At 70.0% G+C, this 22837-nt stretch carries 19 protein-coding genes; 7 read left to right on the top strand and 12 right to left on the bottom strand.

The genetic code is table 11. The annotated features are described in order from the left end of the window. Positions 1–95: 95 nt before the first annotated feature. Positions 96–1085, bottom strand: coding sequence for a polysaccharide lyase family 1 protein (locus UA75_RS24415; protein ID WP_075742256.1), 990 nt, complete (start codon positions 1083–1085; stop codon positions 96–98). Positions 1086–1416: 331 nt separating this feature from the next. Between UA75_RS24415 and UA75_RS34980 the strand changes: the two genes are divergently transcribed. Together UA75_RS34980 and UA75_RS24410 are read left to right on the top strand one after the other, a co-directional pair. Beyond that, positions 1417–1539 (top strand): hypothetical protein, encoded by a 123-nt coding sequence (locus UA75_RS34980; protein ID WP_257787486.1) that lies wholly within the window; start codon positions 1417–1419, stop codon positions 1537–1539. Positions 1540–1588: 49 nt separating this feature from the next. Next, positions 1589–2974, top strand: coding sequence for a polysaccharide lyase family 1 protein (locus UA75_RS24410; RefSeq protein WP_083683557.1), 1386 nt, complete (start codon positions 1589–1591; stop codon positions 2972–2974). Positions 2975–3251: 277 nt separating this feature from the next. On the opposite strand, the gene UA75_RS24405 is transcribed toward UA75_RS24410, so the two are convergent. The 5 genes from UA75_RS24405 to UA75_RS24385 form a co-directional block, all read right to left on the bottom strand. Further along, positions 3252–4403 (bottom strand): Gfo/Idh/MocA family protein, encoded by a 1152-nt coding sequence (locus tag UA75_RS24405; protein ID WP_075742255.1) that lies wholly within the window; start codon positions 4401–4403, stop codon positions 3252–3254. Then, positions 4400–4978, bottom strand: a complete 579-nt coding sequence (locus tag UA75_RS24400; protein WP_157434414.1) for a hypothetical protein — start codon at positions 4976–4978, stop codon at positions 4400–4402. Before UA75_RS24400 ends, UA75_RS24405 begins: the two co-directional genes overlap by 4 nt. A gap of 11 nt (positions 4979–4989) precedes the next feature. After that, positions 4990–5895 (bottom strand): carbohydrate ABC transporter permease, encoded by a 906-nt coding sequence (locus UA75_RS24395; protein WP_083683556.1) that lies wholly within the window; start codon positions 5893–5895, stop codon positions 4990–4992. Then, on the bottom strand, positions 5896–6861 hold the full coding sequence (locus UA75_RS24390) for a carbohydrate ABC transporter permease (RefSeq protein WP_083683554.1): 966 nt from the start codon (positions 6859–6861) through the stop codon (positions 5896–5898). A gap of 63 nt (positions 6862–6924) precedes the next feature. After that, complete coding sequence (locus UA75_RS24385; protein WP_232237394.1) at positions 6925–8223, bottom strand: ABC transporter substrate-binding protein; 1299 nt, start codon at positions 8221–8223, stop codon at positions 6925–6927. Positions 8224–8457: 234 nt separating this feature from the next. On the opposite strand from UA75_RS24385, the gene UA75_RS24380 reads away from it, so the two are divergent. The 4 genes from UA75_RS24380 (at position 8458) to UA75_RS24365 (ending at position 12897) form a co-directional block, all read left to right on the top strand. Beyond that, positions 8458–9609, top strand: coding sequence for a Gfo/Idh/MocA family protein (locus UA75_RS24380; RefSeq protein WP_075742252.1), 1152 nt, complete (start codon positions 8458–8460; stop codon positions 9607–9609). Between the two features lie 48 nt (positions 9610–9657). Then, positions 9658–10545, top strand: coding sequence for an NAD-dependent epimerase/dehydratase family protein (locus UA75_RS24375; RefSeq protein ID WP_075742251.1), 888 nt, complete (start codon positions 9658–9660; stop codon positions 10543–10545). Positions 10546–10640: 95 nt separating this feature from the next. Next, on the top strand, positions 10641–11573 hold the full coding sequence (locus UA75_RS24370) for a 5-dehydro-4-deoxyglucarate dehydratase (RefSeq protein ID WP_157434413.1): 933 nt from the start codon (positions 10641–10643) through the stop codon (positions 11571–11573). 235 nt (positions 11574–11808) lie between these two features. Beyond that, entirely contained in the window at positions 11809–12897 is a 1089-nt protein-coding gene (locus UA75_RS24365; RefSeq protein ID WP_075744156.1) for a mandelate racemase/muconate lactonizing enzyme family protein, read from the top strand. 199 nt (positions 12898–13096) lie between these two features. Here UA75_RS24365 and UA75_RS24360 read toward each other — a convergent pair whose 3' ends face one another. Continuing rightward, positions 13097–13540: a hypothetical protein gene (locus UA75_RS24360; protein ID WP_075742250.1), complete on the bottom strand. Its 444-nt coding sequence runs from the start codon at positions 13538–13540 to the stop codon at positions 13097–13099. A 557-nt stretch (positions 13541–14097) separates the two neighbouring features. On the opposite strand from UA75_RS24360, the gene UA75_RS24355 reads away from it, so the two are divergent. After that, positions 14098–15975 carry a penicillin-binding transpeptidase domain-containing protein gene (locus tag UA75_RS24355; RefSeq protein WP_075742249.1) on the top strand — a complete coding sequence of 626 codons (1878 nt, stop codon included), beginning with the start codon at positions 14098–14100 and terminating at the stop codon, positions 15973–15975. A 562-nt stretch (positions 15976–16537) separates the two neighbouring features. On the opposite strand, the gene UA75_RS24350 is transcribed toward UA75_RS24355, so the two are convergent. The 5 genes from UA75_RS24350 to UA75_RS24330 form a co-directional block, all read right to left on the bottom strand. Further along, positions 16538–18613, bottom strand: a complete 2076-nt coding sequence (locus UA75_RS24350; RefSeq protein ID WP_075744155.1) for a 3-hydroxyacyl-CoA dehydrogenase NAD-binding domain-containing protein — start codon at positions 18611–18613, stop codon at positions 16538–16540. Positions 18614–18648: 35 nt separating this feature from the next. Further along, positions 18649–19869, bottom strand: coding sequence for a thiolase family protein (locus tag UA75_RS24345; protein WP_075742248.1), 1221 nt, complete (start codon positions 19867–19869; stop codon positions 18649–18651). A 217-nt stretch (positions 19870–20086) separates the two neighbouring features. Further along, entirely contained in the window at positions 20087–20365 is a 279-nt protein-coding gene (locus UA75_RS24340) for a PLDc N-terminal domain-containing protein (RefSeq protein ID WP_075742247.1), read from the bottom strand. 161 nt (positions 20366–20526) lie between these two features. Then, positions 20527–21771 (bottom strand): ribonuclease D, encoded by a 1245-nt coding sequence (locus UA75_RS24335; protein ID WP_075744154.1) that lies wholly within the window; start codon positions 21769–21771, stop codon positions 20527–20529. Positions 21772–21924: 153 nt separating this feature from the next. After that, positions 21925–22641, bottom strand: a complete 717-nt coding sequence (locus UA75_RS24330; protein ID WP_035272912.1) for a response regulator — start codon at positions 22639–22641, stop codon at positions 21925–21927. Positions 22642–22837: the final 196 nt, after the last annotated feature.

The raw sequence follows: 22837 nt of genomic DNA, 5'->3' as shown, positions 1-22837 counted from the left end.
GACGGGTTCGAGGTCCGTCGACAGTCGGCTGACCGGCAGCAAGCCGGCCCGCAACGCATCGGGAGCGTTGCGGGCCGGGTGTCGGACGCCTCAGATCACGAGACGCCCGCGCCGTTGCTCACGAGTGACGGGATGCTCGACGCCGAGGCCGGGCTGTAGGAGTACGGAACTCCGACGAAGCTGCCCCTGGTGTTGGGCGTGCCCGAGTTGGAGTAGATGTTGTTGCGCTCGACGAGGTCGCCGGGGTCGGAGCTGGCGTAGCCGACCTCGGTGGGCGTGTCCACGCCCTGGAAGTAGTTGGCCTCGACCAGCACCGACGCATTCTCCGTTGAGGCGATGCCGTACTCGTTGCTGTTCAGGTAGTAGTTGTTGAAGACGTGCACGCCCCGGCCGTAGCGGATGCGCGGGTTCCGGGTGTTGGTGTTGTCGTAGAAGTTGTGGTGGTACGTCACCCGCAGGTTGTCGGCGTCGGCGCTGAAGCTGTCGCTGTGGCCGAGCAGCGAGGTCTTGTCCGTCCCGTCGAAGTGGTTCCAGGAGACGGTCACGAAGTCGGACTCGCGCTTGATGTCCAGCGAGCCGTCGTAGCCGGGCAGGAACGTGTTGTGGTCGATCCAGATGTTGGTCGATGCGTCCTGCACGTTGACCGAGTCGTCGGTGGCGCCCGCGAAGGTGATGTTGCGGATGATGACGTTGTGCGCGCCGTCGACGTCGATGCCGCCGCCGTTGATCCGGGCGTTGTTGATGCCGACCAGGGTCTTGTCGGAGGCGATGTCGTTCATCCCGCTCAGATTGATCGTGCCGCTCACCTGCACGATGCGCGGGCCGGACGCCTGCATGTTGCTGATGAGCGCGGAGGCCGAGGTCACCGTGACGGTGGAGCCGCCCGCGCCGCCGGTGGTGCCGCCGTTCTGCGACGCCCAGCCGATCGGGCCGGACTGCAGGATGCCGGGGTCGGCGGCGGGCACGGCCTGGTCGGCTGCGGCGGCGGTCACACTCGTCATGGTGAGCAGCAGGGCGCCGGCTGCGGCCAACAGGGCCGTCCGATTCCTGGCGGACTTCGACGTATTCGTTGAGAAAGACGACATTGTCAATCCCTTCCCGGGTCGTGATTGGGGGCAGTGCTCGACCCACTTCGGCCGACGAGCGTCTGTGCGGGAGACTCGAGGTGGGTGAGGCGGACTTGGAAAGCGCTATCCAAGTGGTGTCATTCCTACCACCGCCCGCCGAGAAGCCTCAATGCGCCGAATAGTCCAACTTGGGCGGCCGCCGGGTGTAGCCGACGACGGATCGGTCCAGATGGGAAGCGGTCAGCTACCAGGGTAGTCAGGTGTTGACCAGGTCATCAACGCGGAATACCGTGTGTGGAAAGCGCTTTCTCATGCTGTGGCAAGCCGGATGAAGGAGTGATCCGACGGGGTGGAGCCGTTCTTCGTCGTCGAGTTCACGTCGCCTCGCTCCGGCGCGACGGCAGGCCTGGAGAAAACGCGGAAGGTGCCGGTCAATTCATCGTCGAGTTTTATCGTCGAAATGATTCGATGATTTTTCTCGAGAAATTCGATCGGCGGGTCGACGAGTAGGAGAGCAGAACATGCGAAGATCGATCGGCATCCTCGTCGCGGCGGTGCTCGCCGCCGGAACGGGCGTGGTCGCCGTCCAGCCCGCCGGCTGGGCCGAGCCTGTACGGGCGGCCCCGGCATCGGGGCCGGAACGGGCGGGCGGCGGTGCGGGTGCGGCCCCGGAGTCGGCGGGCGGTTCCCGCGGCCTCGCCCGACAGGTCCTCCCGGCTCGCGACGGCTGGGCCGCCGCCGACGGCGGCACGACCGGCGGCTCGAGGGCCGCCCGGGCCGACGTCCATCGAGTCTCCGATCACGCCGAGCTGGCCGAGGCGCTGAGCGCGAGCGAGGGCAGGCCCAGCATCATCGAGATCGACGGCGTGGTCGACGCGAACATCGACGCCGACGGCGCCGCGGTGACCTGTGCCGACGACGCCGATCCCGGTTACACCCTGGACGGCTACCTGGCGGCCTACGACCCGGAAACCTGGGGGGATCAGGACCCCAGCGGCCCGCTCGAAGAGGCACGAGTCCGATCGGCCGCCGCCCAGGCGCACCGGATTCGCCTCGACGTCCCCTCCGACACGACCATCATCGGCCTGGGCCGTCGCGCCGAGCTGCGCGGCGTGAGCCTGCGGCTGGCAGGCGTCGACAACGTGATCATCCGGAACATCGAGTTCGAGGCGCCGGTCGACTGCTTCCCGCAATGGGACCCCACCGACGGCGAACTCGGCGCGTGGAACTCGGAGTACGACGCGATCTCGCTGACCGAGACGACCCACGTGTGGATCGACCACAACACCTTCCACGACGGTCGCTACCCCGACAGCGCCCAGCCCGACTACTTCGGCGTGCCCTACCAGGTCCATGACGGACTCGCCGACATCACCAACGGCTCCGACCTGGTCACGGTGTCGTGGAACGTGTTCCGGGACCACGACAAGACGATGCTGATCGGCTCGTCGAACACTCGGTTCACCGATCGAGGTCGGCTCCGCGTCACGCTGCACCACAACGTCTTCGACGGCATCCTGCAACGTGCGCCGAGGGTCCGGTTCGGACAGGTGCACCTCTACAACAACCATTACGTGATCCGAGCGGGCGAGGGCTATGAGTACAGCCTCGGCGTCGGCGTCGAGTCTGCGATCCGATCGGAGCAGAACTTCTTCCGGCTGACCGGCGTCCCGTCCTCGGACGTCCTCTACGACTGGGGCGGCACCACCGTGCACAGTGCGGGCGATCTGGTCGCCGACGAGCAGGGGCGCCGCCTGGTCGATCTGCGTGCCGCGCACAACGAGGCCTACGACAGTGAGTTCTCCGCCGACGTCGGCTGGACGCCCACCCTGCACACCAGGATCGATCCGGCCCGTTCGGTGCCCGGTCTGGTCGGTGCCAAGGCGGGTTCGGGTCGGCTGCGCTGAGGTCCGCTGACCAGGGCTGCGGGAACGCGGCAGCGCCGTGAGCCGAGCCCTGGTCGTCCTCGGTCGACGTGGCGTCCGTGCTGTCCTCGCGGGACGGACGCCGCGTCGACGGGGCAGGGCGCCTCGACAGGGCAGGGCTGGGAGTTCGGCTGCGCGGGACTTGGTCGCGCCGGACTCGGCGTGCGCATCGCCGATCGTGGCCGACCGGCGGAGCAGCAGGGCCGGGCGCCATGAGCGAGCAGGCCTGCCTCAGCCCGGCTGCCTCAGCCCGCCGGTGTCAGCCCGGCCGCTTCGCACCCCAGGGCAGATCCAGCTCGGAGAACAGCGCGAGCCGCTCCGCACTGGCGAACACCGCGTCGTCGACGCCGGTGACGACCGGGTGCGCAGCGGTGCCCTCCCCGATCATCTGGTAGTGCTCGGGCGACAGTGCCGCCGCCGGTCCGTCGAGCCGGATCGCCTCCAGGACCGACATGAACGAGTGACAGCGCGTCGCGGGCGAGAGCAGCTCCACCGAGGGGTCGGCGACGTGCTCCGCCAGATTGCGCAGCAGGCTGGACCTCGGCCAGCTGCCGCTCTCCTGCTCGACACCGTCGATCTCCAGCCGCAGCTCGTCACGGGTGTACCAGAGTCGCACGATGCCCCGACTGCCGTGCAGCGTCAGGACCGGGTCCCGGCTGGTGGCCGCCGACAGGGTGACGGCGATGGTCACCGGCACTCCGGTCGAGGTCACCACTCGCACGCACGCGGTGTCGTCGGTCTCGATCGCGCGGGACCGAAACCGTTCGACCTCGATCGATCGGAGGCTGCCGCGTTCCTCGGCGCCCACGATCCGCAGCGCGGAGGCCACGGCATGGGCGAAGGGGTTGGTCAACGCGCCGTCGGTGACGGCGACGCCGTCGAGCACCAGCCTGCCCGCCCACGCGGAGCGGGCGTAGTAGGCGGCGTCTCGAATCCAGGTTCCCGCGCCGCCGACGCCGCGCAGCTCGCCGATGCTGCCGTCGGCGATCAGCTCGCGGGCGCGATCCAGCGCGGTGGAGCCCAGGCTCTGGAAGCCGATCTGGCAGCTGCGGCCCGTCTCCGTCGCGACGGAGAGCAGTTCCTCGAACTCGGCGAGCGTGGCGGTCGGCGGTTTCTCCACCAGGACATGCGAACCGGCCCGCATCGCCTGCACGGCCAGCGGGACGTGCGTGTGGATCGGAGTGGCGATCACCACGACGTCGGGGGAGTGCTTCGCCAACAGCGTGGTCGGCGAGTCCGCCACCTCCGGCCTGCCGAGTCGTTTGATCAGCTCGGGGTCCGGCGGCCTCGGGTCGGCGACGCCGACGACGCGCACGACGCCCTGCTCGGCCAGCTCGATCTGGTGGTCCAGGTGCACCCGGCCGTAGCCGTGCGCACCGACCTGGAGGACCGTCACCGTCTTGCCGTTCACGTCCGCTCCCGTAGGGACACGGCCACCGAGGCGAACAGCACCATGCCGGTCACCAACGGCAGCATCAACCAGGTCTGTCCGATGATCACGATCGCCGCCACCAGCGCGCCCACCAGCAGCGCGCTGCCGCCCGGATCGCGCAGCGAGGTCGTCGCGCCGTCCCGCAGCGCGGTGGTCCAGCTCGACCCCTCGGACCAGACCAGGGCCGCCCGGAGGCCGACCACCGCCCCGATCGCGGCGATGCCCAGCAGCAACGGCCGGTAGAACTCGGCTCCCGGCATGCCCGCCGCCAGGGCGAGCGTGTTCAGCAGGACCACGACGAGCACCGCAGGCGGGGCCAGCAGCACGGCCTTCTGCGCCCGGACGACCTCGCCCACCCGCCGGAAGTACTGGCCGATGGTGAAGGTGCTGTCCTGGCGGATCCGGTCGCGCAGCAGGCCGGACCCGGCGGTCACCGCGGCGAAGGCGGTGACCACGGGCAGGGAAGCGAGGAACACCAGTACACCGAGGTAGAGGACGTCGGCGAACAGCACGAACCGTCCGCCGAAGATCCCGGCTCGCCCACCCGTGGTCACGGAGGCCATGATCAGCCCTTCAGTCCGGAGGTCGCCAGGCCCTGGACCAGGTAGCGCTGGAAGGCGAAGAAGAACAGCGCGATCGGCACCAGAGTCAGCACCGACATGGCGAACATCGGGCCGTAGGCCGAGACGCTGGTCTGGTCGATGAACAACCGCAGCGCCAGCGGCAGCGTGTAGTTCGAAGGGCTGCTCAGGTAGATCAACTGGCTGAAGAAGTCGTTCCAGGTCCAGATGAACGTGAAGATCGCCGTGGTGATCAGCGCGGGCCGGGCCAGCGGCAGGATGATGTAGTAGAACAGCCGCAGCGGGCCGCAGCCGTCGATCGTCGCCGCCTCGTCCAGTTCGCGGGGCAGGCCACGCATGAACTGGATCATCAGGAAGACGAAGAACGCCTCGGTGGCCAGGAACTTCGGCAGGATCAACGGCCAGAACGTGTCGACCATGCCCATGTTCTGGAAGATGATGTACTGCGGGATCAGCACCACGTGGTGGGGCAGCATGAGCGTCATCAGCATGAAGCCGAACATCAGCTTGCTCAGCTTGAAGCGCAGCCGGGCGAAGGCGTAGGCGGCCAGCACGCAGGAGACCACGTTGCCGATGACCGAGCCGCCCGCGATGAACAGCGAGTTGTACAGGAACGTGCCGAAGCTGGTGCCGCCGATGCCCGCCACGGCGTCGACGAAGTTCTGCCAGGTCGGGCTCTCCGGCAGCAGCGCGAGACTGGTGATGACCTCGTTCGCGGGCTTGAACGAGGCGCCGAGCAGCCAGGCGATCGGGTAGAGCAGCACGGCGATGAACGCCAGGATCACGGCATGCCAGGCGACGGTGCGTACCCGGCCGGGCTTCTTGCGCTTCGGCGAGGTCACGGGTGTCTGACCCCGGTCCTCCGGCGCGGTGAGCGTCGCAGTACTCATCTACTTGTCCTCTCCGGCGTAGAACACCCACCGGCCGGATGTCTTGAAGACCAGTCCGGTGAACAGCGCGATCGTCAGGAGCAGCAGCCAGGCCATCGCCGAGGCGTAGCCCATCTGGAAGTCCTGGAATCCGCGCTGGTACAGGTACAGCGTGTAGAAGAGCGTGGAGTCGGCGGGTCCGCCCTGGCCGTTGCTGACCACGAACGCGCCCGTGAACGACTGGAACGACTGGATGATCTCCATCACGAGGTTGAAGAAGATCACCGGGGACAGCATCGGCAGCGTCACCGAGGTGAAGGTCTTCCACGTACTCGCCCCGTCCACGGCGGCGGCGTCGTAGAGGTCCTGCGGGATCTGCTTGAGGCCTGCCAGGAAGATGACCATCGGCGCGCCGAACTGCCAGACCGCCAGGATGACGATGACGTACATCGCGTAGTCGGGCTGGTTGATCCAGCCGCCGGTGTTGATGCCGACGGAGCTCAGCAGCGAGTCGACCGCGCCGTCGTCGGTGAACAGCGACCGCCACACCAGGGCGATGCCGACGCTGGCACCCAGCAGAGACGGGGCATAGAAGGCGGACCGGTAGAAGCCCTGGCCCTTCCTCGGGCGGTTGAGCAGCAGGGCGACTCCCAGTGCGGCCGCCAGCTTCAGCGGCGCCGACAGGAAGACGTATTGGAAGGTCACCCCCACCGAGGACATGAACCTGTCGTCCTGGGTGAACAGCCGGATGTAGTTGTCCAGGCCGACCCATTCGGGCGCGGTGAACAGGTTGTAGTCCGTGAAGGACAGGTACAGCGAGGCCACCATCGGACCGATGGTGAGCAGCACGGCGCCCGCGATCCACGGCGACAGGAACAGATAGGCGATGCCTGTCTGCTCCTTGCTCTTCGACCCCTTGCGGGCGCGGCCCGATCCAGTCCTGCCGGGCTGCGGCGATGCCACTTCGTTGACTTGTTGCGCGACCATGACCTTACCTATCCTGGGGGTGCGGCCGTTCTCAGGCGGCCGCACCCGCACAACGGACTCTCCTCAGAGTTCTTGCTCAGCGCGTTCTAGGAACTGATCCACTGCGTCGTCGATGGACAGTTGTCCGAATCCGATCACCGAGTTGAGGCGCTGCCATTCTCGTTTAAGTGCGCTGTTGCCCGGCGGTGGTGCGGACGGGGGTTCTTCGAGTTCGTCGGCGAGGGCTTCCTCGTAGTCGTAGACGAGTTGGTCGGGTCCTTCGAGTTCGGCGCCGACGGCTTCGCGGACGTCGTTGTTGACGGGCATGCCTCTCGAGGTGCCGAGGATGAGGCCCGCGTCGACGTCGTTGAGCAGGAAGTCGACCAGGGCGGCCGACTCCTCGGGATGCTCGCTGTTCGCCGCGATGCTGATCAGCATGCCCGGCTTGGCGAACTGGCCCACCCGGTCACTGCCCTCGATGCGCGGCATCGGTGCGAGGCCGACGCCGTCCGGCAGCACGGAGGAGAAGCTGACCGCCGTGCTGTCCCAGGTGAAGTCGGCGAAGGCCGAGCCCCTGGCCAGCGGCGAGTTCTCCACGGCGCCGTCGATCTCGGAGGTGATGTTGGCCGGGGTGGCGGCTTCGGTGGTGCGGAACTCCTCGAGGAGTTCCAGATAGGTGGTGAGGTCCTCGCGGTCGAAGTCGATCTCGCCTGCGTCGGTATAGAGGTCTTTGTCCTGTTGGCGGAGCCAGACCTGGAAGGTCTCCCAGGACCAGCCGAAGTCGGTGGTCCCGTAGCGCTCGCCGTCGGTGGACTCGGTCAGAGCCTGGCTGCTGCTCAGCAGGTCCTCCCACGTCCAGCCCGCCTCGGGCAGCGGCACCCCGGACTCCGTCCAGGCCTGTTCGTCGTACGCCCACGCATGGGTGTTCTGCGCCATCGGCAGCGCGTACATCCTGCCGTCGATCTCACCGGAACGCGCCAGCAACGGCGTGATGCCCTCGGTGCCCAGTTGATCCTCGTCGAACTCGTGGAGATCGGCAAGGACGCCCCGATCCCCGTACTCCCGCAGATACGCGTAGTCCATCTGGATCACGTCCGGCGCGTTGTTGCCCGCGACCTCGGTCGCCAACCGCTCGAAGTACCCCGAGAACGCCGCATACGAGGTGTTGACCGTGATGTTCGGATTCCGCTCCTCGAACAACGCGATCGCCTCCTCGGTGATCTCGGCGCGGTCGTCGCTGCCCCACCAGGTGAACCGAAGCTCTACCTGGCCGTCGGCGTCTCCGCCGCCGGCACCACCGCAGGCCGTCACCAGCCCGGCCACCATGGCCAGGGCCAAAACAGATCTACCCCGTTGTAACGGTGAGCGTCTCTGCGCACCCATCCCGGGCCTCCTGATCTGGACAGTGCCGGCCAGGGTGACCGAGCACTCACTGGAAAGCGTTTACCGAAAAGTAGGCGTCATCTCCGGTGGTGTCAATCACACGGCCGAAACCGGACGAACTCAAACGTCAGCGCTGGTGACGGGCCTGCCGAGCGGCTGTGAACTAGGGGCTTGGCGCACGGCCGCGCACAGGTTACGGTGGAAAGCGCTTTCCTGGTCGAGAGGTAAGGACGCATGGACAGTCAAGTGCTGGGTATCGCGATGAACGGGATCACGGGACGGATGGGCTATCGCCAGCATCTGCTCCGCTCGATCCTCGCCATCCGCGAGGCGGGCGGCGTCACGCTGTCCGACGGGACTCGGGTCATGCCCGAGCCGATCCTCGTCGGTCGCAGCGAACAGAAGCTCCGAGAACTGGCCCGACGGCACCAGCTGGATCGGTGGACGACCGACCTCGGCGAGGCCCTGGCCGCCGAGGACGTGTCGATCTACTTCGACGCGCAGGTGACCAGTGCCCGAGAGGAGGCGGTGCGTCGCGCGGTCGAGGCGGGCAAGCACGTCTATACCGAGAAGCCCACCGCGACCTCGCTGGCGGGGGCCGTTGCCCTGGCCAGGACGGCCGCCGAGGCAGGGGTGAAGACCGGTGTCGTGCAGGACAAGCTCTTCCTGCCGGGCCTGATGAAGCTCAAGCGCCTGATCGACGGCGGCTTCTTCGGCCGCATCCTGTCGGTGCGCGGCGAGTTCGGCTACTGGGTCTTCGAGGGCGACTGGCAGCGCGCGCAGCGACCGAGCTGGAACTACCGCGCCGAGGACGGCGGCGGCATCGTCGTCGACATGTTCCCGCACTGGCATTACGTGCTGGAGGACCTGTTCGGCACGGTCGAGGCGGTCACTGCCAAGGCGGTCACGCACATCGACCGGCGCTGGGACGAGCAGAACCAGGCCTACGAGGCGACCGCGGACGACTCGGCCTACGGCATCTTCGAGCTCGCGGGCGGCATCATCGCCCAGATCAACTCCTCGTGGTCGGTCCGGGTGAATCGCGACGAGCTGGTGGAGTTCCAGGTGGACGGCACCGAGGGCAGCGCCGTCGCGGGACTGCGTTCCTGTCGGGTGCAGCATCGCTCGGCCACGCCGATGCCGGTGTGGGACCCGGACGTCGCGCAGTCGGAGCAGTTCCGCGATCAGTGGCAGGTCGTGCCGGACAACGGCGAGCAGGACAATGGATTCCGCGTGCAGTGGGAGATGTTCGTCCGCCACGTCTGCGAGGACGCGCCGTTCCCGTACGACTTCCTCGCCGGAGCCAGGGGCGTGCAACTCGCCGAGGCGGGCCTGGAGTCCTCGCGCATCGGCAGTCGCGTCGCCATCGAGCCCATCACGACGTGACGGGCTGACCGGTCCGTTTCGTCAGCCACGAGATCAGGAGGTCGACCAGTGCGGGTGCTCGTCACCGGAGGCAGCGGCAGGCTGGGGCGCAGTGTCCTGGCGGCGCTGGCCGAAGCAGGCCATGAGCCCGTCTGCGTCGACCTCGTCCGTCCGCCTGCCGGGCAGGTCCCCTACGAGTCCTTCGCGGTGGACCTGCTCGACACCGGCGAGTGCTACAGCGTCGTCGGCCGCTACCGGCCGGACGCGATCGTGCACCTCGCGGCGGTGCCCGTGCCGTTCCTGCGCACCGACGTGGCGACCTTTCGCACCAACACGCAGATGGTCTTCAACGTCTGCCAGGCGGCGACGGATCTCGGCGTCGGCACGGTGCTCGCCGCCAGCAGCCCCACCGTGATCGGCTACGGGAATCCGGCAGGCTGGCAGGCGGACTACCTGCCGCTGGACGAGGCACACCCGACGCGGCCGTGGCACGCGTACGGGCTGTCCAAGGTCGTCGCGGAGGAGACGATCCAGGCCTTCGCACGCCGCTGGCCGGACCGGATCGCCTGCCACGCGTTCCGTCCGTGCTTCGTGGTCTCGCCGGAGGAGTGGGACGGGGCGCCGACCCAGACCGGGGACACGATCCTCGATCGACTCGATCGGCCCGAACTGGCCGCCGTGTCCCTCTTCAACTATCTCGACGCCCGAGACGCAGGCGACTTCGTCGCCGCGTTGCTGGGCAGGGCCAAAGACATCCCGCCGGGTGAGGTCTTCTTCGTCGGGGCACCGGACGCCATGGCGAGGGAGCCGCTGGCCGAGCTGCTCGTCGAGCACGCCGGGGTGCCCGCCGCGCAGGCGGCGGGGCTGACCGGGTCGAGCCCGGCCTTCGACAGTGCCAAGGCCGAGCGACTGCTCGGCTGGCGGGCGAAGCGGAGCTGGCGCACCGAGCTTCGGTGAGCCCTCGCCACCCCGCAACGGTGGGACGAGCGCTCGGCACCGGGCCGCCCACCGAGCCCGGCAGACGGATGTCGCGGACTGAGGAGGAGATCACGGTGAGGCTGGAGCGCGTTCTCTTCTTCCCGACGACCCCGTTCGACGCCGACGGCACGGTCGCGACCGAGCGACTCGCGGAGAGCCTGCGTGCCGGGCTGGCCCACCGACCAGGCGGGATCTTCACGGCCTGCGGTACCGGCGAGCTGCACGCGCTGACCGTGGCGGAACACGAACTCGTCGTCCGCACCACCGTGGCGGTGGCGGGCGAGGAACCTGCGGCGGCCGTCCCGGTCATCGCCGGAGCGGGCGGACCGCTGCCGGTCGCGATCGCTCAGGCACGCAATGCCGCGCGGGCGGGCGCCGATGCGATCCTGCTGCTGCCGCCCTACCTGGTCAAGGGCCCGGAGGCCGGTCTGATCGCCTACGTGCGGACGGTGGCCGAGGCCAGTCCCGTGCCGGTGATCTTCTATCAACGGGCCAACGCGGTCCTCTCCGTCGCCGCCTCGGTGACCGTCGCAGGCATCCCCGGCGTCATCGGCATCAAGGACGGGGTCGGCGATCTCGACCGGATGCACGGGATCGTCATCGCCGTCCGAGCGGCGATGGGACCCGACTTCCTGTTCTTCAACGGCCTGCCGACCGCCGAGCTGACGGCCGCGGCGTACCGGGGGATCGGCGTCGAGCTCTACTCCTCGGCTGCCTTCGCCTTCGCCCCCGAGGTGGCCTCGGCGTTCCAGCGGGCCCTCGCCGCCGGATCGGCCCAGGTGGATGCGCTGTTACGCGGCTTCTACCAGCCGTTGGGGCGACTGCGCGACGCCGTGCCCGGCTACGCGGTCGCCCTGGTCAAGGCGGGCCAGCGACTGCGCGGGTTCGACGTCGGGGGCGTTCGGCCGCCGCTGGTCGACCTCACCGAGGCACACCTCGAGGATCTGCGCGCCATCCTGGCCACCGGACTCGACCTGGTGGACGCTCGGCCGAGGCAGCCGGAGTGAGTCCTGGCACGATCCTGCCGCCTGGCCGGCTGCCGCTGTCTCGATGACCGGCGTGGCGTCGGCCGAATCCGCTTCGCTGCCCCCGAGGCTCGCAGCAGGCCGGGCCGTCGGTCCCGGCCGGTCGCCGGCGTGTCGGCAGCCGGCTTCCTCGACCGCCGCCGAGCACATGACGAAGCCCGTCGCACCGGGACGACGCCGGGCGGACGGGCCAGAAGAAGGAAGGGAACGCGATCCGATGCGCATCACCGAGCTGACCAGCGAGGCGTTCACCGTGCCGTTGGACCGGCCCTGGGGGCCCGGGGTCGACCAGCAGCACCTGATCGTCACGACCCTGCGCACCGAGGACGGCTCGACCGGCACCGGATTCAGCTGGACGCCGCTGGTCGGGGCGCACGCGGTGCTCGCCATGCTGGAGCACGATCTGCCGAGGCTGATCGTGGGTGGACAGACGGCTCCCGCCGGGGTGTGGTGGGACCGCCTGTGGGCCGGTCTGCACGAAGGCGGCTCGGGCGGCATCACCGGCATGGCCCTCGCGGCGGTCGACATCGCCCTGTGGGATCTGCGGGCGAAGGCCGCCGGACTGCCGCTGACCGACTTCATCGGTAGGCGTCGTGAGACCGTCGGCATCTACGGCAGCGGCGTCAACCTCTTCTACGAGCTCGACGAGCTTGCGGACCAAGTCCGCCGGTTCGTCGCGGCGGGCCATCGGGCGGTGAAGATCAAGGTCGGCTCCCCGGAACTGGCCAGGGACCTCGAACGGGTCGCCGCGGTGCGCGAGATCCTCGGTCCGGACCGCCTGCTGATGATCGACGCCAACCAGCGTTGGGACCACCCCACGGCGGTGCGAGCGATCCGTGCCCTGTCCGCCTACGACCCCTACTGGATCGAGGAGCCGCTGCTCGCCGACGAGCTGCCGGGGCTGGCCCGACTCCGCGCGGCCGTCGACGTCCCCATCGCGGTCGGCGAGAACCTGCGGACCGTGTATCAGTTCCGGGATGCGCTGACGGCGGGCGCGGTCGACTTCGTACAGCCCAACGCGGTCCGGGTCGGCGGCATCACGCCGTTCCTGCGGATCGCCGAGCTGGCCGCGACGTTCGGCGTGCCGACCGCCCCGCACCTGCTGCCGGAGCTGTCCGCGCAGTTGGCGATGTGCGTGGGCTCGGTGTCCATGGTGGAGGACATCGATCGCGCCTCCTTCGGCGCGCTCGGCGCGCTGGCCGAGCCGAGCGGGGTCCGCCTGGAGCCGCCGTCGGCGCACACCGCGACCGCACCGGGCCACGGACTCGTCTTCGCCACCGAGAAGCTCACGCCGCTCGTCGGCTAGCGCCCGGCCGGGTCGCCGCGTCGGGTCGCCGGGCCAGGTCGCAGACCACGGCGCAGTGCGCGCAGGTCGGTTCGCCCGCGGCGGGGCCTTCCCGCCGGACCTTTCCGCAGATCCGGCGAGGTCCGACGCGGGGCGTGGTGGCGCAGGCCGGGCCGGGGAAGCGGGCCGCCAGGAGACCGTCGTCGGCGGGTGCGTCCGGTCAGCCGTCCTGGCCTGCGGACTTCACCGCTGCCCGGAATCGTTCATCGCGGTCGTCGACCGTCGGATCCTCGAGGTCGCCGACGAACACCGCGATCGCCTGGCCGTCGTTGTGCGCCAGATCCGTTCGGATGTCGCGCCACGCGGCGAGATTGGGGTGGTCGTAGTCGGAGCAGGCCTCTGCGGGGCTCAGCATCATGATCGCCTCGTCCAGGCCGGCCGCGTCCAGTTCGTACACCGCGGTGCCCGCCGAGTGCCCGCACACCGTGGCCAGCACCACGGCCGGGAGGAAGTGCTCTCCGACGTTGACCACGGGGAACACGGCGTCCCCGTCGACCAGGTGGCCGAGGCCGTATGCGGCGGGGCGCCGCCATCCCGGTAGTGCCTGCTCCAGCAGGCCCCTGGCGGTCGCGATCGCGTCGGGAGTCGACCACTGCTCTGCCATGCCACGTCCTCTGCTCGATTGACGGCCCAGCCTAGGGCCGTCGTCGTCCGCCGTGGTGCGGAGCCCGTTCCCTCCGAGCTTGGCGGCCGTGACTCCGGCTGCGCTCGGGAATGATCTCGACGACCGGCGGCCTGCCCTGCCTGCCGGGACGCCGCGCGCATCGTGCGCCGCCTGCCGCCCTCACTCGTCACCGGGTCGGCGGCAGGCGAGAACGGGTGCGTTGACGGGGCCGTCGCGCCTCGACGATGATGGCGGCAGTCCTCGCGAGTCGTGGCGCGTCCGGTCCGCCCACCGCATCGGGCCACCGCCTGCCCGCCGTGGCGATCCGTTCTGGACCCGTCCGGCTCGCTAACGTAGGTGACGCGCAACCGGCTCGACGTCCGATCAGATGTGGTACAGGTAACCCTGGCCCGGCCCACCGGTCGTCGGTCCCGCGCGTCTAGTGCTTGTCAGGGAGATCGTGCTTTCGCTCGGGGGCGATCCACGATAGCGGCCTGCATGACCGGAATCCGGCCACTGCACGGCCTTGGCGATCCGGCTGTCGAGGAGAGGTCCACATGCGCATCGGAAGACGGACAGCGGTCCTGTTCGGGGTCGCGGTGCTGGCCGGCAGCAGCCTGGCCGCCTGTTCGAACGGCCGGGCGGCCGCCGAGGAGGCGGCGACGGAGTTCGCCCAGGCCTGGCAGTCGGGCGACCTCGGCACGATCTCGTATGCCGAAGTCTCGGGCGACGAGGCCCAGGAGTGGTACACGGGGATCACCGAGGGCGTGGCGGGCGAGGTCCGCGAGGTGACCGTCGGCGAGGTCACGGTGGAGGACGCGGCGGGCGAGGCCCGGCTCGACGTCTCCTGGGAGCTGGCCTCGGGCGACGAATGGGAGTACCAGACCACACTGGACCTGCGTCAACAGGGCGACCAGTGGCAGGTGGTCCTCGATCCCGGCGCCGTGCACCCCGATCTCGTCGAGGGCGAGACGCTGCGCAGCAGGCACACGCCCGCGCAGCGCGGCGAGATCGTCGACGTCGACGGCGAGCCCATCGTCACCGCCCGGCCGGTGGTCGTGGTCGGCGTGCAGCCGGCCAACGTCACCGACCCGGCCGGGCTCGCCCAGACCCTGGGCAGCGCGCTGGCCGACGACGGGGTGGACACCTCGGGGCTGCCCGATCGCATCGCAGCGGCGGGCCCGGACGACTTCGTCGAGGTCGTCACCCTGCGGGAGGAGCGCTATCAGGAGGTGCGCCCGCAGGTCTACGAGCTGCCCGGCACCGTCTTCCGCGAGGAGACCAGGGAGCTGGCCCCGACCCGCGAGTTCGCCAGGGCGTTGTTGGGCAGCGCGGGCCCGGTCACCCAGGAGATCATGGACGACGACCCCGGCCGATATCGGGTCGGGGACATCGTGGGCCTCAGCGGCCTGCAACGCACTCTGGACGACCGGCTGCGGGGGACCGGGGGCGTCGCGGTCGTCATCGACGGCACCGAGCGCGAGTTGTTCAGCTCAGAGCCCGTGCCGGGGGAGACGGTCACGCTGACGCTGGACCCCGCCGTGCAGAACGCCGCCGATCGCGCGCTGGCGGCGGAACCCCGAGCCAGCGCACTGGTGGCGGTGCGGATCAGCGACGGCCACGTTCTCGCGGTCGCAGGCGGGCCGGACGGCGGCAGCGGCGATGTCGCCCTCAACGGCTGGGTTCCGCCGGGCTCCACGTTCAAGATGGTCAGCGCGATGGCGCTGCTCGACGGGGGCGACGTCACGCTGGACCAGCCCGTCGACTGCCCGTCGACGATCGAGGTGGACGGACACACCGTCAAGAACGCCTTCCCCGAGGCATTGGGCGAGGTGCCGTTCCGCGAGAACTTCGCCCGGTCCTGCAACACCGCCTTCGTCGCGCTGGCGCCGAACCTCGGCTCGGACGGGCTCACCGATGCGGCGGCGAAGCTCGGCATCGGCGGCGACTGGGACATCGGGGTGGGAGTCTCCACCGGATCGGTGCCCCCGGCGGACGGCGCGTCGGCACAGGCGGCCTCGGCCTTCGGCCAGGGCCAGACCACGGTGAGCCCGATGACGATGGCCGCCGCCACCGCCGGAGTCGCCGCGGGACAGTGGAAGCAGCCGAGGCTGGTCGTCGAGCCGGAACAGGCCGAGACGCCGGTAGAGACCCGCGAGCCGCTGGACACCGACTCGGTGGACGCCCTGCACACGATGATGCGCGAGGTCGTCACCGACGGCACCGCGACGCGGCTGGCCGAGGTGCCCGGCGACCCGGTGCACGGCAAGACCGGCACGGCCGAGTACGGCACCGAGGACCCGCCGCGCAGCCACAGCTGGTTCGTCGGCTGGCAGGGCGACGTGGCGTTGGCGAGCTTCGTCGAGGACGGCGGCGACGCGGGCGGGCCCGCGACCGCTGCGGCGGAACGTTTCCTGCGCGACCTCAACGAATGACCATCGGGACGGGACAGCGGGACGCACCGAGCTGAGGGGACGGCCGGCCGCAGGCGCGGTCGCTGCGGTGAGCAGGCCACCCGGTGTCTGGTAGCGCCGGCAGTCGGGTCGAGAGGGCCTGCCGCCGTCCGCGCGGCGGGGCGGTCGGGCTCGGCGCGCTCGGATTGTCGGCTCCCGCCCTGGTACGACTTCGAGGCGGCTCGGACGCTCTGACGGTCGGCCGTGCGCCGCTGATTCGAGGGAGGCCGGTCCGCGGAGCGCGCACGGCGCCTGCGATCCAGGCCCGAGTCGCCGACCGGCTCGCGACCGGCCGCATCCACCGCCAGCCGCTCGCGACTCCGCGGGACGAACCGCCCGAGGACCAGCGGGGCCGCCTGCCTGCGGCCGACCCCCTGCCTCGGCCCGCTACCCGTCGGCTCCCCCCGACGCAGCGGAAACAGGTGCCCAGGATCAGGTGCCGAGACGGCGAGAAGCCCCGCCCCACCACGATCTCGGGCGGGGACGGGGCTTCTCGGCAGTCCGGCCGCCACCCGATCCGGGCGGCGACGGCGCGATGCGTGGGTCAGCCTGCGGCCGACGCCACCCCCGGCGCGTGGAAACGAGCCTGGTTGACCTGCTCGGCGATGCCGCTCCGGTCGAGATACGGCGTGATGCCGCCCAGCCAGAACGGCCAGCCCGCACCGAGGATCATGCACAGATCGAGGTCCTGCGCCTCGGCCACCACACCCTCGTCGAGCATGATCCGGGACTCCTCGGCCAGCGCGGACAGCGCCTTGTCCCGCACCTGTTCCTCGGTGAGCACCGTCGAGCCCTGCTGCCAGAGATCGGCGACCTCGGGGTCGATGCGCTGGGTGCCCTGCTCGTCCCAGGTCCACACGGCGGCCTTGCCCGCAGCCACGAGCCGCTGCATGTTCTCGCTGACGCCGAAGCGCTCCGGGAAGGCTTCGTGCAGGGTCCCCGCGACGTGAGTGGCCACGGCGGGACCTACGAGCTGCACCAGCACCAGCGGGCTCATCGGCAGCCCCAACGGCGCCAGGGCGCGATCGGCGACGTCGAACGGGGTGCCCTCGTCGATGGCCTTGATGACCTCGCCGAGGAACCGGGTCAGCAGTCGGTTCACCACGAAGGCAGGCGCGTCCTTCACCAGGACGCAGGACTTCTTCAGGTTCTTGCCGGTGGCGAAGGCCGTGGCCAGCGCCGCGTCGTCCGTGCGCTCGCCCCGGACGATCTCCAGCAGCGGCAGCACGGCCACCGGGTTGAAGAAGTGGAAGCCCACGACCCGCTCGGGGTGCTGGAGCTTGGCGGCCATCTCGGTGATCGACAGCGAGGAGGTGTTCGTCGCCAGGACCGCCTCGGGGGAGACGTGCTCCTCCAGCTCGGCGAAGACCTGCTGCTTGACCGACAGCTCCTCGAAGACGGCCTCGATGACGAAGTCGGCGTCGGCGAAGGCCGCCTTGTCCAGCGAGCCGGAGACGAGCGCCTTGAGCCGGTTCGCCTCGTCGGGGGAGACACGGCCCTTGCCGAGGAGCTTGTCGACCTCGGCGTGGACGTAGCCGACGCCCTTGTCGATCCTGGCCGCATCGACGTCGGTGAGCACCACCGGCACCTTCAGCCGTCGCACGAACAGCAGCGCCAGCTGGCTGGCCATCAGGCCCGCGCCCACGATGCCGACCTTGCTGACGTTGCGGGCCAGCGACTTGTCCGGCGCGCCTGCGGGACGCTTCACCCGTCGTTGCACGAGGTCGAAGGAGTAGAGCCCGGCGCGGGTCTCGTCGGACATCAGGACGTCGGACAGCGCCCGCGTCTCGGCGGCGAAGCCGGCGTCGAGATCGTTCTCCCGCGCCAGCGTGAGTAGGTCGACGGCGTGCTGAGGGCCGGGTGCGGCGCCCTGGGTCTTGCCCGTGACGAGGGCCTGCGCTCGCGCCACCGCCGCGTCCCAGCCCGCGCCCCGGTCGATCTCCGGCCGCTCGACCGTGATCTCGCCGCGTACCACCTGCGCCGCCCAGGACAGCGACTGCTCGAGGTAGTCGGCGGAGTCCAGCAGCACGTCCGCGATGCCCAGCTTCGCTACCTGGGCGGGCTTGAGCATCCGGTTCTGGTTGAGGGCGTTCTCCACCATGACGGTGACGGCCGCGTCCGGGCCGATCAGGTTCGGCAGGAGCTGGGTGCCGCCCCAGCCCGGGAACAGGCCGAGGAAGGTCTCCGGCAGGGCGATGACGCCCGCGTTGGAGGCCACCGTGCGGTAGTGACACGAGAGCGCGAGCTCGAGGCCGCCGCCCAGCGCCGCGCCGTTGACGAAGGCGAAGGTCGGCACGGCGGAGTCGATCAGCCTGCGGAAGACGGCGTGGCCGGTCTCGGCCATCCAGTTCGACTGCTCCCAGGCGGTGAGCCTGCCGATCCCCGAGAGGTCGGCGCCTGCGGCGAAGACGAACGGCTTTCCGGTCACCGCGATCGCGGCGGGCTCGGCGGCGAAGGCCGTGTCCAGCGCGTCGTTCAGACTGACCAGGCCCTGCGGGCCGAGCGTGGAGGGCCTGGTGTGGTCGTGGCCGTTGTCGATCGTGATCAGCGCGATCGGCTTCTCCAGGCCGGGTACGCGCACCAGGCGGGTGATCGCCCTGGTGACCACCTCGTCGGGCATCGCGGCCTTGAGGTCCTCGATGGACAGTGTGGTGCTCACTTGTCGCCCCCGTTCCAGGCCGGGTTCTCCCAGATCACGGTGCCGCCCATGCCGATTCCGATGCACATCGTGGTGATGCCGTAGCGCACGTCGGGGCGCTCGGCGAACTGGCGGGAGAGCTGCGTCATCAGCCGAACTCCCGAGGCCGCGAGCGGGTGGCCGCACGCGATCGCGCCGCCCCACTGGTTGACCCTCGGATCGTCGTCGGCGATGCCGAAGTGGTCGAGGAAGGCCAGCACCTGGACGGCGAAGGCCTCGTTGATCTCGAACAGTCCGATGTCCTCGATGCTCAGACCGGCACGGGACAGCGCCTTCTCGGTCGCGGGGACCGGCCCGACGCCCATGACCTCCGGGTCGACACCCGCGAAGGAGTAGCCGACCAGTCGCATCCCGACCGGCAGGTCCAGTTCGCGTGCGACGTCCTCGGCGGCGAGCAGGGCACTGGTGGCGCCGTCGTTGAGGCCTGCGGCGTTACCCGCGGTGATCCGGCCGTGCGGCCGGAAGGGCGTCCGCAGCGTGGCCAGCGCCTCCACCGTCGTGCCGGGGCGGGGCGACTCGTCCTCGGTGGCCAGGCCCCAGCCCAGCTCGGCCGAGCGGGTCGCGACCGGAACCAGGTCCTGGCTGATCGACCCGGCCTTGACCGCCTCGGCGAACCGCTCCTGACTCGCGGCGGCGTAGGCGTCCGTGCGGGCCTTGGTGATGGTGGGGAAGCGGTCGTGCAGGTTTTCCGCCGTCTGTCCCATGACCAGCGCGGAGGGGTCGACGAGCTTGTCTGCGAGGAACCGGGGGTTGGGGTCGACGCCCTCGCCCATCGGGTGACGGCCCATGTGCTCGACGCCGCCCGCGATGGTGATGTCGTAGGCGCCCAGCGCGATGCCGCCCGCCGTGGTGGTCACGGCCGTCATGGCCCCGGCGCACATCCGGTCGATGGCGAAGCCCGGCACGGACCGAGGCAGCCCGGCCAGCAGCGCGGCGGTGCGGCCGATGGTCAGACCCTGATCGCCGATCTGCGTCGTCGCCGCGACGGCGACCTCGTCGATGCGCTCCGGCGGAAGCTGGGGGTTGCGGCGGAGCAGTTCCCTGATGGCCTTGACGACGAGGTCATCGGCTCGGGTCTCCGCATACATGCCTTTCGGGCCTGCCTTGCCGAACGGCGTACGCACGCCGTCGACGAAGACCACGTCCCGAAGTGCACGTCCTGCGACGTTTGCGGCCACGGCGTGCTCCTCCTGAAAGCTCGGGGGTCGGCTGGGCGGACGGCACCGCGACCGAGGCCACCTGTGCTACCCGCCGGTAACAATCACTCTAGCCGCTGCTACCGACTGGTAACCAGTGGCTGGACCCGGGGCAGTCGAGATTCCACGACTCCCCGCGCCGACCACCGTGAGCTCTGAGGCTTTCCGCAGGTCGAACGAGGGTCCTGCGTGACGAGGGTCAACCTGGTGTCGAGACGTCGCCCACGGCCTCACCCCGTCTTGCCTCCCGGCGCGCCGTCTTCTGCTGATGATCGACCACGAGGAACACTCCCGCGCCGATCACCGGCACGGCCAGCACGACCAGCGCCCAGATCAACGTCTGCAGCACGTTCCATCGATCGGTCGTGATGACGATCAACAGCGCGAGGATGATCAGCGCGCCGCCTGCGCTGACCAGCCCTGCGATCACGAGTGCCGAGGTGTCCACGATGACTCTCCCGTCGACGTGTTCGGACACGGCATCGTCTGTGTACCGGACACCGTGGTCTTGACCTTGATGTCTACCCCGCTGAGACAATCATGAAACGGTCCGCGAGGTCCATGCCCCACCAGCGTGCAGGCCGCCCCGCTCGGAGGGGCCTGCCGGGCGGCCCCGTGCCGTCGACGGCGGTGCGAAGATCAGGCGGCGGGCGGTGCAGGGGCCGCCAGCGCCGTGCTCAGCGGCTCGGCGGCCAGCTCGATCTGCCAGGGGCGTGCGCCGCCCGCCCGCAGCGCGGCGGCGGTGCCCTCGACGGAGCGGTCCTCCTGCGGCGTCCAGCACGTCCGACGCACCAGGTCCGGCTGGAGCAGGTTCTCCACGGGCAGCGTGTGTCGTTCGGCCAAGGCGGTCAACGCCGCTCGAGCCGCCGACAGCCGCGCGGCGGCCTCCGGATCACGATCGGCCCACCGGTTGGGCGGCGGCGGGCCGTCGGAGGGCGGCGAGGAGGCAGGCAGCTCAGAGTTCGGCAGCTCGGCCGCCTCGCGCAGCGCCGCCATCCAGACGTCGGCCCGACGACGCTGGGCCCGGCCGCCGAAGATCGGCAGCGCCACCAGCGCCGTGGAGTCGGCGGGCTGGGTCTGGGCCGCTTCGATGATCGCCTTGTCCGGAAGCACGCGGCCCGGCGCGATGTCCCTGGTCCTGGCCAGCTCGTCCCGCGCCTGCCACAGCGCACGGACGGCGGCCAGCTTGCGAGGTGCGTGGAGCCGGTGGATGCCGGAGGTGCGTCGCCACGGCTCCGGCCTCGGTCCCGGCGGCGGCGCGGTGCGCACGGCCTCGAACTCCTGCAATGCCCAGTCGAGTTTGCCCTGAGCCACGAGTTCGGCCTCCAGGGACTCCCGCAGCTGCAGTAGCAGTTCGACGTCCAGGGCCGCGTAGTTCAGCCAGTCGGCAGGCAGTGGACGTCGGGACCAGTCCGCGGCGCCGTGGCCCTTCTCCAATCGGTACCCGAGCTGCTGCTCGACCAGTGCCCCGAGCGCGACCCTCGGATAGCCGGCGAGCCTGCCCGCCAGCTCGGTGTCGAACAGCGCGGAGGGACGAAGATCGAGTTCGGCAAGACACGGCAGATCCTGGGACGCCGCATGCAGCACCCACTCCTGGCCCCCGATGGCGTCGATCAGCGGCGCAAGCCTGCCGCGCAACGGGATCGGGTCGACCAGCACCGTGCCCGCGCCCGCCCGGCGCAGCTGCACCAGGTAGGCCCGAGCGGAGTACCGGTACCCGGACGCACGCTCGGTGTCCACCGCGATCGGCCCCGTGCCTGCCGCGAGGGCCTCGGCGGCCACTCGCAACGCGGCGGGGTCGGTCACCACCGGCGGCACGCCCTCGGCGGGCGCGGTGAGCTCGGTGACCCCCGGGACTTCCCGGACGTCCCGCCCAGGCTCGATCTCGGGCTCGGCGGCGGGTTCGGAACGGTGTGCATCCACGGCCGCTGACCCTACGTCGAAGTCGTCGACGACGGCGCGCAAGGTCGATCGACACGAGGTGCGAGCACCTTCTGGAGTCGCGTGACACCGCACGGACTCCAGAAGGCGCCGGACTTATCTGATGACACCTGCGCGCATTGCCAGAGCGACCATCTGCGCACGGTCTCCCGTGCCCAGCTTCCGGCCGATCCGCGACAGATGGCTCTTCACTGTGAGTGCGGACAGATTCAACGCCTCGCCGATCTCCTTGTTGGATCGACCGTCGGCGACTAACTGCAACACCTCGACCTCGCGTGCGGACAGCTCACGCGGCGTGTTGTCCGTGCCCGGCACACGAGTGCCCGCAGCAAGGACCGGTGCCACGCTCGGGTCGGCATAGACGCCGCCGTCGAGGACCCTGCGCACCCCGTCGGTGACCACCATCGGCGAGGCGGACTTCAGCAGGTACGCCTGAGCGCCTGCCTGAAACGCCGCCCGGACCGCATAGGGGTCGTCGGAGGATGCCAGGACCACGATCCGCGGCCAACCGTGGCCACGGAGTTCCGTGACCAGGTCGATGCCACTCCCGTCCGGGAGCCCGAGATCGAGGATCGCGAGGTCGCACGGACCTGTCGCCAGGGCTCGCGCCCTGGCCTCGGCCAGCGATGCGGCCTCGTGCACGGTGCCTGCGCCCATCTGCTGCAACCGAGCGGCAATCGCCTCTCGGAGTAGCGGATGGTCGTCTACCACCAATACCGAGAACAGCTCTTCCCGCGGGTGCGGGACCATGTTGGCCGGCAAAGCACCGGCTGGCGTGGTACGAACGGCCTGACCTAAGCCGACGGCAGCCACGTCACTACCTCCCTGGAGTCGGTCGTGCCCCCCGACCGGCACCGGGACTCTCGGACAATCAGCCGCGCCACTGATCGACCGAAAGTGGTGTCGACTGGGGCAGCGTAGCCGCCAAACGGCGCCAGCGGGACGATCAATGTGCGATCTATCCCGATCGGGTTGTCACAAGGGTGGCTTGTGATAACACGATCGGGGT

Source organism: Actinoalloteichus sp. GBA129-24 (assembly GCF_001941645.1).
Lineage (GTDB): Bacteria > Actinomycetota > Actinomycetes > Mycobacteriales > Pseudonocardiaceae > Actinoalloteichus_A > Actinoalloteichus_A fjordicus.
This window is presented reverse-complemented; position numbering and strand designations above follow the sequence as displayed.

Bases quoted from the DNA above. Each gene is read 5' to 3' on its own strand.
- UA75_RS24380 (WP_075742252.1), top strand. From the start codon at position 8,458: ATGGACAGTCAAGTGCTGGGTATCGCGATGAACGGGATCACGGGACGG.
- UA75_RS24415 (WP_075742256.1), bottom strand. From the start codon at position 1,085: ATGTCGTCTTTCTCAACGAATACGTCGAAGTCCGCCAGGAATCGGACG.
- UA75_RS24390 (WP_083683554.1), bottom strand. From the start codon at position 6,861: ATGGTCGCGCAACAAGTCAACGAAGTGGCATCGCCGCAGCCCGGCAGG.
- UA75_RS24360 (WP_075742250.1), bottom strand. From the start codon at position 13,540: ATGGCAGAGCAGTGGTCGACTCCCGACGCGATCGCGACCGCCAGGGGC.
- UA75_RS24385 (WP_232237394.1), bottom strand. From the start codon at position 8,223: ATGGGTGCGCAGAGACGCTCACCGTTACAACGGGGTAGATCTGTTTTG.
- UA75_RS24410 (WP_083683557.1), top strand. From the start codon at position 1,589: ATGCGAAGATCGATCGGCATCCTCGTCGCGGCGGTGCTCGCCGCCGGA.
- UA75_RS24350 (WP_075744155.1), bottom strand. From the start codon at position 18,613: ATGCCCGACGAGGTGGTCACCAGGGCGATCACCCGCCTGGTGCGCGTA.
- UA75_RS24395 (WP_083683556.1), bottom strand. From the start codon at position 5,895: ATGAGTACTGCGACGCTCACCGCGCCGGAGGACCGGGGTCAGACACCC.
- UA75_RS24355 (WP_075742249.1), top strand. From the start codon at position 14,098: ATGCGCATCGGAAGACGGACAGCGGTCCTGTTCGGGGTCGCGGTGCTG.
- UA75_RS24365 (WP_075744156.1), top strand. From the start codon at position 11,809: ATGCGCATCACCGAGCTGACCAGCGAGGCGTTCACCGTGCCGTTGGAC.